Annotated in this window: 9 protein-coding genes; 3 read left to right on the plus strand and 6 right to left on the minus strand. The window is 72.1% G+C overall.

What is annotated here, in order from left to right:
- Positions 1 to 221 precede the first annotated feature (221 nt).
- A complete protein-coding gene (locus IH26_RS0106960) occupies positions 222 to 1,691 on the plus strand; it encodes an ATP-binding protein (protein ID WP_030435277.1) in 1,470 nt (489 codons plus the stop codon).
- On the opposite strand, the gene IH26_RS0106965 is transcribed toward IH26_RS0106960, so the two are convergent.
- From IH26_RS0106965 to IH26_RS0106980, 4 genes are all read right to left on the minus strand, one after another.
- The gene (locus IH26_RS0106965) at positions 1,660 to 2,607 is read right to left on the minus strand and encodes an HTTM domain-containing protein (protein WP_051807643.1); all 948 of its coding nucleotides are present in this window, start codon (positions 2,605 to 2,607) and stop codon (positions 1,660 to 1,662) included. The two genes, IH26_RS0106960 and IH26_RS0106965, sit on opposite strands and share 32 nt — an antisense overlap.
- Complete coding sequence (locus IH26_RS0106970; RefSeq protein ID WP_084598684.1) at positions 2,597 to 3,259, minus strand: DUF5819 family protein; 663 nt, start codon at positions 3,257 to 3,259, stop codon at positions 2,597 to 2,599. Before IH26_RS0106970 ends, IH26_RS0106965 begins: the two co-directional genes overlap by 11 nt.
- A gap of 104 nt (positions 3,260 to 3,363) precedes the next feature.
- Entirely contained in the window at positions 3,364 to 4,953 is a 1,590-nt protein-coding gene (locus IH26_RS0106975; protein WP_030435280.1) for an acyl-CoA dehydrogenase family protein, read from the minus strand.
- A 245-nt stretch (positions 4,954 to 5,198) separates the two neighbouring features.
- A complete protein-coding gene (locus tag IH26_RS0106980) occupies positions 5,199 to 6,140 on the minus strand; it encodes a TIGR03619 family F420-dependent LLM class oxidoreductase (protein WP_211268597.1) in 942 nt (313 codons plus the stop codon).
- A 476-nt stretch (positions 6,141 to 6,616) separates the two neighbouring features.
- Here IH26_RS0106980 and IH26_RS0106985 point away from each other — a divergent pair, with 476 nt between their 5' ends.
- Positions 6,617 to 8,401, plus strand: coding sequence for a dynamin family protein (locus tag IH26_RS0106985; protein WP_169789728.1), 1,785 nt, complete (start codon positions 6,617 to 6,619; stop codon positions 8,399 to 8,401).
- Positions 8,398 to 9,831: a dynamin family protein gene (locus IH26_RS0106990; protein WP_030435283.1), complete on the plus strand. Its 1,434-nt coding sequence runs from the start codon at positions 8,398 to 8,400 to the stop codon at positions 9,829 to 9,831. The genes IH26_RS0106985 and IH26_RS0106990 overlap by 4 nt, the downstream gene beginning before the upstream one ends.
- Here the strand turns inward: IH26_RS0106990 and IH26_RS55585 are convergent.
- Entirely contained in the window at positions 9,813 to 12,329 is a 2,517-nt protein-coding gene (locus tag IH26_RS55585) for an Hsp70 family protein (RefSeq protein ID WP_084598686.1), read from the minus strand. The genes IH26_RS0106990 and IH26_RS55585 overlap by 19 nt on opposite strands.
- 9 nt (positions 12,330 to 12,338) lie before the next feature.
- Entirely contained in the window at positions 12,339 to 13,400 is a 1,062-nt protein-coding gene (locus IH26_RS0107000; protein WP_157437085.1) for a COG1470 family protein, read from the minus strand.
- Positions 13,401 to 13,410 lie beyond the last annotated feature (10 nt).

Below are 13,410 nucleotides of genomic sequence, written 5' to 3' on the forward strand. Positions count from 1 at the left end.
GCGCGAGCACAGAACCCAAGCCCCGCAGTGTGGTGGCAGCTAGTATCTCGCCCGGCTAGCATCTCGCTCGGCTAGTATCTCGCTCGGCTAGTATCTCGCCCGGCTAGTATCTCGCCCGGCTAGTATCTCGCCCGGCTAGTATCTCGCCCGGCTAGTATCTCGCCCGGCTAGTATCTCGCCCGGCTAGTATCTTGCTCGCTCGGGCGTGTCACTGTTGGTGCATGTCAGACGCGAGCTTCGCGCGACGGCGCGGCGAGACCTTCGAATACGCAGGCGCGACGGTCGAGATGGTCGACGCCGCCACCCTCCTGGCCGCGGCCCGGGTCAACCCCGTGGACCTCCTCCGCCAGGCCACCTGGCCGCCCCCCGTGAGCCGGGTCGACCTCACCGTTTCCAGTGCCGACCGCCCGTCCGGGCCCGTCCACGCCTTCTCCGCGGCCATCTCGACCGCCGACGAGCCCTACTCCAAGGAGCGGATCCGCAAACTCGTCCTCGGCCAGGACCCGGTAGGACTCCTGCTGGCCAAGCGGATCGAGCAGGGCGACCCGATCGCCACCCGGATCGTCGACACCGTCGGATCGGCGGCGATCACGGCGTACCGCAAGCTCGGTCTCGACCGCCCCACCCAGCCGGCGGCGAACCGCAAGCCCGCCACCCTCGCCGATGCCGTCGTCGGTCTGCAGGCGAGCGTGACGTACGACGAGAGCGGGACCGTCGTGCGGCTGTTCGCCGAGGTGCCGCGCGACGACGTGACGCCCGCGCACCTGCAGGCCTTCGTCGGGCTCACGCTGCAGGCCGTGATGGAGCTGGCCGGCGAGGAGTCGTTGCGCGGCCGGAAGTTCGTGATCAGCCGGGAGGCGGTCCAGCGCACGCCGGCCACCACGCAGACCGTCACGCTGGACATGGTGGGCGGGCTCGCCGAGGTGGTCGCCGAGCTGCGCGAGATCGCGGTGTCGTTCCGGCACCCGGAGGCGATGGCCCGCTGGGGTGCGCGGCGGCCGCAGGGCATTCTGATGTACGGGCCGCCGGGCACCGGCAAGACGATGCTGTCCCGGGCGCTGGCCAACGAGATCGGGGCGGACTTCCGGGAGATCCGCACCCCGGAGATCCTCGACAAGTGGCTGGGCGGCTCGGAGCGCAACATCAAGCAGATCTTCCGGGACGCGCGCCGCTACCGGGTGCCGACGCTGATGCTGTTCGACGAGTTCGACTCGATCGTCAGCTACGCGGGGGCGGGCGGCGACGCGGCCAGCCAGGCGCTCAACGCGGTCGCCGGGATCTTCAAGCAGGAGATGAACGACCTGATCGAGGAGAACCCGAACGTGCTGGTGGTGGCGACCACGAACTTCCCGCACCGGGTGGACGACTCGCTGATCCGCTCCGGCCGCTTCGACGTGAAGCTCAGCGTGCCGAAACCGGACGAGGCGAGCCGGGCCGAGATCTTCCGCAAGATGATCCAGGGGCTGATCACCGTGCACGAGCAGCCGGGCTTCGAGATGTTCGCCGACGACCTCGACCTGGCCGCGCTCGCGCACGCCAGCCACGGCATGACCGGCGCCGACATCAAGGAGGTGCTGCGCCGCGTGCAGCTGGCCAAGGCCATGCAGGACGCCCGCACCGGCGGCCACGTCGCGCCGATCTCCCAGGAAGAACTGCTTGCTAGCGTACGGGAACTGCTCGGTTCCCGGTGATCGCCCGAGCCTTCACCTCGCGGGCCAGGAAGCGGAAGAACCGGTCGGGCAGGAACACCGCGTCGCCGAGGATCATCACGGCGGAGAACATCGGCAGTCCGACCAGGACGGCGATGCCGAGGTGCATGCCGATCAGGATGACCAGCAGGACGTACTTCAGCTTGCTGAACAGGCTGAACGGGAAGGCGACCTGGACCAGCACGGTCACGTAGCCGGCGATCGCGAGCAGGACGTGGTGGCCGTCCATGAAGTCGGAGAGCGCGGGCCACGGCCGGAACAGGTCCGAGTTGAGTACGTAGTGCAGGGCGGTCCCGTTCTCCCACAGCCCGCCCTGCACCTTGTACAGGCCGGCGGCGCCGTACAGGATGCACATCTGCGCCATGATGATCAGCATCGCGCAGTTGTGCACCGCCGTGACGGCGAACTGGCGGGTGCCGGTCTGCTCGGGGCGCCCGCGCGTCCGGCGGGCGTCGAGCGACCAGCGCCGGCCGCAGGCGGTGCCGCACAGGTAGATGGCCATCAGCACGGTCAGGTTGTCGCCGCCGTCGGTGATCAGCACGTTCCGGCCGTAGAAGGCGACCACGACCAGCGCGAACAGGATGGACACCGCCCGGGTCCGCCAGCCGAGCAGGAACAGGACGGCGATCACGAGCGCGAGGGCGTAACAGATCTCGAAGTACGCCCGGCCGTCGGAGAGGGTGAGGAACGTGAACCAGCCGCTGTCGGCGGACATCTGGCGGGCCAGGTCCGGCGTCCACGGCGACTGCGGGCCCCAGATCTCGTGGCGGTGCGGGAACTCGCGCGCGAGCATGACGAAGTAGAGCAGTCCATAGCCGATCCGCAACACGGCCGCGGCGTAGAGGGACAGCGGTCGCTCGGTCAGCAGCCGGTAGGCCGCTTTCAGCTCAGTTGCCATCGGTGGTCACCGTCCACCAGGGCAGAACCCGCGTGTAGGGCTCGTTCGACGGGGACTGGCCGGGGGGCGCGATCGGCTCGGTCACGACCTTCACCTGGACCACCTCGAACGCGTGTGGACTGTGCGGGGTGACCCGCTGGACGGCGAGGTTGCGCAGGTATTTGGCCCGCAGCAGCGCCCCGTCGGAGGTCGACTCGTCGCCGTCGGGGTGCGAGGACTGGTAGGCGGACCAGGCGCGCCGGAGCATGTTCTGGGTGGTGTGGCTCGGGTACGGGTTGTGCCTGGTGCCGGCCTTGTCGACCGCGCTGATGTCGAACCAGTCGCTGGTGGCGTGGTCGCCGGTGGCGGTGGTCCATCCCGTACGGGCAAGGATCTGGGTCTTGTTGCTTTCCGGGTTGGGCGCGAACAGCAGCCAGTTCTGTTCGAAGTAGGGGGAGACCCAGGCCTGGATGGGCCCGTTCAGGCGCTGGGAGATCGGGTTGGCCGGGGCCACGAAGAAGAACACCAGCACCAGGTGGACCAGCGTCACGGCCAGGCAGATGACCACGAAGGCCGGCCTGGCGACCTGTGGTGGCCGGGGTGGTTCCGGGGCCGCCGCGTCGTCGGCCACCTCTGGCTCGATGTGGTCGACGTCGCCAATTGGTTGCCGCACCCCGGGCTCCTCGATCGTGCCAACTGAGCGCGTTGATCATCCCAGATTGGTCACAAAATAGGGCTTAACGGTCCATCCCGGTGTGTCACCGTGCGCTTCGGGTCCTATTGGGGCGCTGCGCGCTCCACGATCGCGGCCGTGTCGATGCCGGCGGGCAGGGTGCCGAAGGTGTGCCCCCAATCCCCGGCCAGGCGGGTCGCGCAGAAGGCGTCGGCGACCTCCGCGGGGGAGTGCCGTACGAGCAGCGACGCCTGCAGGACCACGGCCATTCGCTCGACCACCCGGCGGGCCTGGCCCTCCTCCATGACCATCGTGCGCAGGCCGGCCACCGCCTCGTCGATGCGCCGGTCGACGCCGGTCACCTCGGCCAGCAGCGCGTCGAGGCTGTCCGGCTCGCGGCTCAGGGTGCGCAGCACGTCGAGGGCCTGGACGTTGCCGGAGCCCTCCCAGATCGAGTTGAGCGGGGCGTCCCGGTAAAGGCGGGGCAGCCCGGACTCCTCGACGTAGCCGTTGCCGCCCAGGCACTCCACGGCCTCGCCGACGACGGCGGGCTGCCGCTTGCACACCCAGAACTTGCCGACCGCGATGGCGAGGCGGCGGAAGGCGTGCTCGTCGCGGTCGACGGCGCCGGCCAGGCGCATGGCGAGCACGGTGGCGGCCTCGGACTCGATCGCGAGGTCGGCCAGGACGTTGCGCATGGCGGGCTGGTCGGCGAGCAGCCGGCCGAAGGCGGACCGGTGCCGGGCGTGGTGGACGGCCTGGTTGAGGGCGGCCCGCATGCCGGCGGCGGAGCCGGTCACGCAGTCGAGGCGGGTCATCGCGACCATTTCGATGATCGTGCGTACGCCGCGGCCCTCCTCGCCGACCAGCCACGCCACGGCGTCCTCGAATTCGGGCTCGCTGGACGCGTTGCTGCGGTTGCCGAGTTTGTCCTTGAGGCGCTGGATGCGGAACGTGTTCTTCTCGCCGTTCGGCAACACCCTTGGCATCATGAAACACGACAATCCGGATTCGGTCTGCGCGAGCACGAGGAACAGGTCGCACATCGGCGCGCTGGTGAACCACTTGTGCCCGGTCAGCCGCCAGGCGCCATCATCCTGCGATTTAACGGCATATGTCGTATTCGCCCGTACGTCCGAGCCGCCCTGCTTCTCCGTCATCCCCATGCCGGCCAGCAACCCGCGCTTGGTCGCCGGCGTGCGCAGCCCCGGGTCGTACTCCCGGCTGGTGAGCAACGGCTCGTACATTCCGGAAATGTCGGCATTGTTCCGCAGGGCGGGTATGACGGCGTACGTCATCGAGATCGGGCACGAGTGACCGGCCTCGACCTGCGACCAGACAAAGAGCCCGCCAGCCCGCGCCACATGCGCCCCCACCCGATCATCCGCCCACGCCGCGCCCGCCAGCCCCGCACCGACCGCGACCCCCATCAGCCGATGCCACGAGGGATGGAACTCCACCTCGTCGACCCGATGCCCGTACCGATCGTGCGTGATCAGCCGAGGCTCGTACCGGTTCGCCTCCTCGGCCCACCGCTGCGGCTCCGCCGTCCCGGCCAGCTTCCCGAGCCGGTGCAGATCACCGACCGCCCACGGCGCCCCCTCCCGCGCCACCCCGGCCAGCAGGGCGGCATCGGCCGAGACGTCATAGTCGACAAGCGGCGGCGGCTGATTGAAAACCTCGTGGGTCGTCACCCGGCTCAATCTACCCGCGGGTAGCTTCCGCCGGCTGCATCACTTCCGGTTCTCCGGATGTACGCGAAAGACGAGCACCGTGCCACTGACAGAGCGGATTGCACCCGCACGGCCGTTGGCGGGCTGCGGCCGAAGCGTTCCCCAGCGCTACCCCAGCCCGACGCCGAGCTCGGCGACGCCGTCCCCGGCGAGCTCGGCGAGGGCGGTAGTCCGGCCGCAGTCGCAGAGGTGTCGGGGAAGGTTTTCTAGCGGGACGCCGCCATCGCGTGCACGCGACGCACGACGTCGGCGCAGAACGGCTCGAGGTCGCGTACGTCGTCGATGAACTGCGACGGCTTCACGCAGAAGGTCGTGTAGCCGGCGGCCAGCTGCTCCCGGACGGGCTCCAGGGCCCGCCCGAGATCGGCCGGGGAGTCGTCGTCGGGGAACACCGCCCGGGTGCCGCCGATCCGTTCCAGCTCGGCGAGGTCCCGGCCGGCGGCGCGCAGCCCGGCGGCGAGCCGGTCCAGATCCGCCGCGCTCGCCTCGCCGAGCGGGTGGAAGCCGTGTCCCCACCGGACCAGCCGGCGCAGCAGCGGCGCGGTCATCCGCTGCCCGCCGAACCAGAGCCGCGGCCCGTCGCTGCGGTAGGCGCGCGGCTCCAGCCGTACGTCCTGGAAGGAGAAGAATTCGCCCGAGTACGTGAGCGGACCGCCCCGCCAGGCCAGCTCGAGAATCTCCAGCTGCTCGTCCAGAATCCGGCCGCGCCGGTGGAACGGCACCGCCAGGGCGTCGTACTCGTCCTTGCTCCAGCTCACGGTGGGCTGCACGACCAGCCGGCCCTCGCTGATCAGATCCAGCGTCCCGAGCTCCCGGGCGAGCAGCAGCGGGTGCCGCAGCGGCGCGATGACGGCGCCCGCGACCAGCCGCAGCCGGGTCGTGACCGAGGCCATCGCCGCCAGCAGCAGCAGCGAGTTGGGCCACGGCATGGCCGGATCCTGGTTTCCCGGCATCGCGTAGTCGCGCGGGTTGCCCATCACCCCGCCGGCGCTCGCGTCCGGGCCGAGCACGACATGCTCGCTGATCATGACCGCGTCGAAGCCGGCGTCCTCGGCGACCCGGGCCCACCGGACGAGCTCGGGAAGGTCACGCCCCGGCGTCAGGGTCCAGTTCTCGCTCAGGATCATCAGCAGCCGTGGCTGTGTCACGCCGGCTCCTCCCGGCCGGCTGGGCGTGACGTCATCGTGGGCGACGGTCCGGAGCCGGCAGATCGTTCGGGACCGTACGATACGGCCTGACCGGCGAAGGGGGAAGCGACGCCCCCGAAAAGGCTCCGCACGCACCTCGCGGGGTGCCGTGCCGCGAGGTACGTGCGGAGGGTCTGCGGGCCCCGAAGACGAGGGGCTCAAGCATCGTAGTGGTCGGTGGCTGCGCGCGCCCAGCCCCGCGGTCTGCCAAAACGCCGGGATCGAGCGACAGAGTCATAAGGTCGCACATCCGGGGTGGCATGTGGGTGTCGGATTTCTGTCCGGCGCCGGGACCATCCGGATCGGGGCTTGATCCGAATCGGGCGGGGATTCAGGCTGATACGTCGCGGGGGGGTCGGGGAGCGCCGGGCGGGGGCGGTGGCCGGTGGGTGGAGAATGGCCGGGGACGCGCGATGAAAGTGCAGAGAGGGCGGTCGGTGACCTCGACATCCGCACGGGCGGGCCGGCCCGGGGGCGATGTGCTGGACGGGCTGGCGGATGCGCGTGCCCTGGCGCAGGCGTCCGGCCGCGGTGACCTGGTCGAGCGGCTGGACGCCGCGGTGCGGCGGCTGCGGTCCGAGGAGGCGACCGTCGCCGTCGTGGGGGAGTTCAAGCAGGGCAAGAGCACCCTGGTCAACGCCCTGTTGCGGACCGACATCTGCCCGGTCGACGCGGACATCGTGACCGCCGTCCCGACGATCCTGCGGTTCGGCCGGCCGCCGGCGGCGTTCCTGCGGCTGGAGGGGGTGGACGAGCCGGTGCCGATCGGGTTCGACGACCTGCGGCAGTACATCACCGAGGGCGCCGTGCCGCGGGCCGCGGACCAGCCGGCCACCCGGGGTGTCGAGGTGCGGCTCGACCGGCGGCTGCTCGGGGCCGGACTGTCGATCATCGACACTCCGGGCGTCGGCGGGCTCGACTCGGCGCAGGGCAATCTCACGCTGGCCGCGCTCGGCCTGGCCGGCGCGGCGCTGTTCGTCACCGACGCCGCCCAGGAGCTGACCGCCCCCGAGGTCGACTTCCTGCGCCGCGCCCTGGAACGCTGCCCGCGGGCGTTCCTCGTGCTCACCAAGACCGACCTGTACGGCGAGTGGCGCCGGATCGCCGAGATCAACCAGGGGCACCTGGAGCGGGCCGGCCTGTCCGTGCCGGTCGTCGCGGTCTCCTCGTTCCTGCGGATGCGCGCCCAGGCCCGCGACTCCACCCCGCTCAACGAGGAGTCCGGCTTCCCGCGGCTGGTCGACCTGCTGCGCCGGGAGGTGCTCGGCGCGGCGGCGGCCACCAGGGCGGCGGCCGCCCGGGCCGAGCTGAATTTCGTGGTGTCGCAGCTGCGCGAGCGGGTCGACGCCGAGCAGGCCGTCGCCGCCGCGCCGGCGAAGACCCCGGAGGTCGTACGCCGCTATGCCGAGAAGACCCGGCGCAGCGCCTGGCTGGCCGGCGGCTCGTGGCAGACCGTCCTCGGCGACGGCGTGCAGGATCTCAGCTCCGATGTCGAGCACGACCTGAGGGAGCGGCTGCGGCTGATGGTGCGCCGTGGCGAGGACCTGATCGACGAGTCCGATCCGAAGGAGACCTGGCGCGACTTCCAGGCCTGGGCCCAGCGGGAGGCGGCGTCGGCGGCGGTGGACAACCTGATGCTGCTGGTCACCCGCACCGAGCAGCTGGCGCACGACGTGGCCGAGCGGTTCGGCCTGGAGTACGACAGCCTCGACGTGGACCTGCCCGCGCCCGAGCTGGCCCTGCAGAAGGTGGACGAGCTGGACGTGAGCTTCCAGAAGTCGGGCGTGCAGCAGTTCCTCGGGGCGTTCACCGCGGCCCGGGTCACGTACGGCGGCATCTACATGATCGGCGCGGTCGGGGCGTTCTTCAGCCTGGCCCTCGCGCCGATCGGCCTGCTGGCCGGCATGACGCTCGGCCGCCGGATGATCAAGAGCGAACGGGAGCGGCAGGTGCTGCAGCGGCGGATGCAGGCCAAGGCCGAACTTCGGCGGTACGTGGACGACGTCGGCTTCCACGTCGGGCGCGACTGCCGGGAGGCGATCCGGCGTACCCAGCGTTTCCTGCGCGACGAGTTCGCCACCCGGGCGCAGGCCGTGGAGCGCTCGGCCGCGGCGACCGAGGCCGCGGTCCGCGAGATCGCCGAGCTGCCGCCCGACCAGCGCCAGGCCAAGGTGGCGCAGCTCGCCGAGGCCCGTCGGCGGTTGGATCGGCTGGCCGCGTGAACCTTCTCGATCAGGTACGGGTGCTGCTGGACCGGGCGGTGGGGGAGACCCGCGACCCGCGGCTGGTGCAGGCCCGCCGGCGGATCGACGAGCCGCTGCGGGTGGCCATCGCCGGCAAGGTCAAGGCCGGCAAGTCCACCCTGCTCAACGCGCTGGTCGGCGAGGAGCTCGCGGCCACCGACGCGGGTGAGTGCACGCGGATCGTGACCTGGTACGCCGATGGGCCCACGTACGCGGTCACCGCGCATCTGACCGACGGCAGCGCCGAGCAGCGCCCGTTCACCCGGCGGGACGGCGCCGTGCAGATCAACCTGGGCCGCCCGGCCGAGCAGGTCGACCACCTCGAGGTGCGGGTGCCGAGCAGCCGGCTGCGGCGGCACACGCTGATCGACACGCCGGGCATCGCCTCGCTCTCCACCGACGTCTCGCTGCGCACGATGGCGTTCCTGGAGGCCGAGGGGGAGCGGGCCGCGCAGACCGACGCGGTCATCTACCTGCTGCGCCACATGCACGGCAGCGACGTGCGGTTCCTCGAGTCGTTCCACGGCGACGGCCTGTCCCAGGGCACCCCGGTCAACGCGGTCGGCGTGCTGTCGCGGGCGGACGAGATCGGCGGCTGCCGGCTGGACGCGATGGCCTCGGCCGCCCGGGTCGCGGCCCGCTACGCGACGGACGAGCGGCTGCGCCGCCTCTGCCCGGTCGTCGTCCCGGTGGCCGGGCTGCTCGGCGCGGCCGGCGCGACCCTGCGCGAGGAGGAGTACCGGGTCCTGGCCGCGGTCGCCGCCGAGCCGATGGACCGGGTGGTCGAGCTGCTGTTGACCGCCGACCGGTTCGCGGCCTCCGGCGACGATCGCGCCCGGGTCCTCGGCCGGCTGGGGCTGTTCGGCGTACGGCTGTCGGTGCGCCTGATCCGGGAGAAGTCGGTCGCCGACTCCGGGGCCCTGGCCCGGGCGCTGACCGAGCACAGCGGCATCGACAAGCTGCGCGAGGTGTTCGCCGCCCAGTTCGTCGGCCGCAGCGAGGTGCTCAAGGCACGCTCGGCGCTGGCGGTGCTCGACGAGTGTCTCCCGCCGGGCACGGCGCTCGCGGCCGAGGCCGAGCGGATCCGGGCCAGCGCGCACGAGTTCGTGGAGCTGCGGCTGCTGCACCAGGTGCGCTCGGGCCGGCTGCCGGCCACCGACGCGCAACTGGCCGAGATGGACGTCCTGCTCGGCGGGGCGGGCGGCGCCCCGTACGCACGAATGGGTCTTCCCTCGGACGCGGCCAGCGGACGGATCGCCGCGGCCGCGCGGGAAGCCCTGGCCCGCTGGCAGGCGATCGCCGAGCACCCGTTCTCGGCGCGGGAGCTCAAGACGGCCGCCCGCGCGGTCGCCCGCACCTGCGAGGGGATCCTGGCCGAGCAGTACCGGGATCAGAACCAGCAGGGATGACCCTCGCGGTCGCCCGGCTTGGTCAGCGTCACTTCCTTACCGCCGTCGGCCGGCTCGATCACCACGGTCGGCTGGCCGTAGTCGCCGCGCACGAACGCGAACCAGGTGCCGTCCGGCGACCAGGTCGGGTCCATCTCGCGGGCCGGGTTCGAGGTGACCGGGTGCGGGTCGGAGCCGTCGATGTTGACCATCCAGATGTCCGAGGTGGCGTTGTTGTCCAGCTCGCGGGTGAACAGGATCTTCTGCCCGTTCGGCGAGTAGACCGGGTCGTTGGCCGGCCCGACGTCCGGCCCGGTGATCTGCCGGCCCGGCTCCTTGGGGTTCGCCACCTGCAGCTCGTAGATCTGCTTGACGCCGCCCGCGTTCAGCCAGTAGATGATCGTCTTGCCGTCCGGTGACCACATCGCGTCGTCCTTGTCGGTCGACGAGAAGGTCAGCTGGCGCAGCTGGCCGGTCGCCAGGGTGCGCACCACGATCTGGGGGATCCCGTTGATCTTCTTCATGTATGCGATCTTCTTGTCGTCGGCCGACCAGGCCACCCGGCCGCGGCCGGTGCTGTCCACCAGCTGCCGGTCGCTGCCGTCCGCGTTCATGATGTAGATCGAGCTGGATTTGCCGTCCGGTGCGGCGTGGGTGAGCGCGATCTGCTTGCGCGAGTGCGACCACTTCGGCAGTACGTCGCCGACCTGGGTGTTCGGCAGCGGCGTGCGGGTCGCGCTGCCGGGCGTGAAGAAGTACACCTTCGACTTGCGGTCCGGGCCGGTGTCGGCGCCGGTGTCCACCCGGATCAGCATCGTGTTGGTCGGGTACGCCTGCGCCTGCGTCGGGCCGGCCGACGCCGACGGGAGCGGCGCCGTAGTGGTAACCGGCGGCGTGCTGCTGGTCGTGTTGTTCTTCTTGTTCAGCAGGATGAGCGCGGCCGTGGTGCCGCCGGCCAGCAGGGCGACGACGAGGGCGCCGATGCCGACGAACTTCACCAGGTTGCGCTTCTCGCCGCCGGGCGCGGCCGGCAGCGGGGGCGGCGGCCAGGGGATCGCGCCGTTCCCGGGTACGCCGGAGGTCGGCCGCGGCGGGATCGGCGGCTGCGGGATCAGCGGAGTCCGGCCCGGGGTCGGCGGCGGCGTGGTGCCGGGGATCGCGACCGCCCCGCGGGAGTAGGTGACCGGCTGCGGTGCCACATACGGCCCCGCCGTCGCGGGCGCCGCCCCACCACGCTGCGGCGACACCGCCGGGGCGAGCCCGCCGACCGGCACGTCGACCAGCGTCGTCGTCTCCTCCCGCCGCTGCGCCGGCGACGTGCCCGGAGGCGGCATCCCGCCCGTGGATGGCATCCCGCCCGAAGGCGGCATCCCGCCCGAGGATGGCATCCCGCCCGAAGGCGGCATCCCGCCCGAGGGTGGCGTCGCGTCCGAGAACAGGGAGCCGCCGCCGAGCACCGCCGCCGTCGACACCGCCGCGCCCATCGCGATGCTGTGTTCCGGGTGCGGGTCGGCCACCACCGGCCGCTGGAACTCGGTCGACAGCAGCTGCGACACCAGCGGGATCCGCGACGACCCGCCGGCGAGCAGGATCGCGCTCAGCTGCCCGGCCTCGACACCGGCGGCCCGCAGCGCCCGCTGGGTGGCGGTGATCGTGTCGTCCAGCGACGGCGAGATCATCCCTTCGAGTTCGGACCGATTCAGCCGTACGCGCGTGTGCAGCCCGGGCAGCGCCACCGGGATCATCGTCTCGGTGTCGAAGGAGAGCGCCTCCTTGGCCTCCACGCAGTCGCGCCGCAGCCGGGACAGCGACGCCATCGCCTCGGCGTCGTTCGGGTCCATTCCGTCGGCCATGCCGCCCAGCACGCCGAGCACGTGCCCGAAGACCGCCTCGTCGAAGTCGATCCCGCCGAGCTGCTCGATGCCCTCGGGCTCGCCGAGCACCACGAACCCGTCGCCCTCGCGGCGCAGCACGGCCACGTCGAAGGTGCCGCCGCCCAGGTCGTACACCGCCACGGTCTCGCCGTTCGCGATCCGGCGGGCGGTCGCGTGCTGCAGCGCCGCCGCCTCGGGCTCGCTGCGCAGCCGGACCTGCCCGGCGTCGGCCAGCCTGATCGCCTGCTCGAGCTGCTCCTTCTTGTACGGCCCCCAGTTCGCCGGGTGGGTCACCGTGATCGCGGCGGGCGGCCCGTCCTGCTGCTGGGTCACCGTGTCGAGCACGTGCCGCAGCAGCTTCGCGGTCAGCGCGTGCGCGGAGAACGGCGCCCCGCCGACCAGGATCGGCACCGGGTCACCCATCCGGCGCTTGAACTCGCGGGCCAGCCGGCCCGGCTCGGACTGCCCGCGCCGCTCGGCGGCCTCGCCGATCAGCAGCCCGCCGTCCGGCTTGACGAACACCAGCGACGGGATCTCGGCGCGCCGGCTGCCCAGCCGCACGACCTCGACGCGGCCCTCCGCGAGCACCGCCGCCGCGGTGTGCGTGGTGCCGAGGTCGATCCCCAACCCGTACCGCATCGCCATCTCCCGAGCCTACGACGTGACCTGGCATTTGGGCGCGAGCGTCCGCCACTGGGCGCAGTACGCCGCCGCCTGATCGGTGCTGCGGAAGCCGTCCTGCAGCAGCACCCAGAACCCGCCGTTCTCATCGGACAGCACGTCCGAGGCGAGACTGTCGACCAACCGCACCGGCATCCGGGCGGCGGTGAGCTTGACCAGCTCGGCCTGCGCCGCGGCCGGTCCGCCGGCACGCGGGAAAACATCGATCAGGGCGTACGGCCGGGTCACGGTCACCTGCGTCACCGGCTGCTGCTGAGGCGCCGCCGCGGCGGTGGCGCGTCCCTTGAACAGCCGGCCGGTGAACAGGCCGCGCCCGCCGGTGTGCACGTAGATCAGGGCGGTGGCGGCGACCAGCAGCACGATCGCGACAGTGCCCAGCACGAACGCGCGGACCAGCGGCTTGCTCTTGCCGGTGGCGACCTCGGTCAGGTACGGGGGACGTTCCGCGTCGTACACGTCGGAGACCTTGACCAGCACGGCGAAGGGGCGGGCCTGCCCGGTGAGCGGCCGGCCCGGCTTCGCCCGCACCGCGACGGTGGCCCGGGTGCCCGGCTCGAGCAGCACCGCGTCCGGGTCGACCCGCACCGACCCGGACGGCGGGTCGAGCTGGGCGGTGATCCGCAGCGGGGCCGGGCGCAGGGTGTCGTTGGCCAGCCACAGGTCGTACGCGTGCTTCTCCCGCCGGGCGACCAGCGACCCGGTGACCGGGATCGGCAGCGCCACCTTGAGCAGGGCGGTCGCGAACCCGGCCGGCTCCCCGGTGTCCGCCTCCTCGGCGTGCACGGTGAACGGCACCAGGGACGAGCTGGGCGGCTGCTCGGGCGGGGTGGTCAGCACGACGGCCACCTCGGCGCTCTCGCCGGGGCGCAGGCTCAGCCGCTCCGGCTCGACCGTCGCCCACCGCTCGGCCCGCCCCCGCGCCAGGTAGAGGCGCAGGTCGATGGGCTGCGCGTACGGGTTGCGCAGCCGCACGGGCACGCGCGTGGGCACGCCGGGCGCGAGGGCAACCGGCTCGTCGGGCAGGGTCAGCTCCACGTCCACGATC

It is taken from the genome of Actinoplanes subtropicus (assembly GCF_000721705.1).
Lineage (GTDB): Bacteria > Actinomycetota > Actinomycetes > Mycobacteriales > Micromonosporaceae > Actinoplanes > Actinoplanes subtropicus.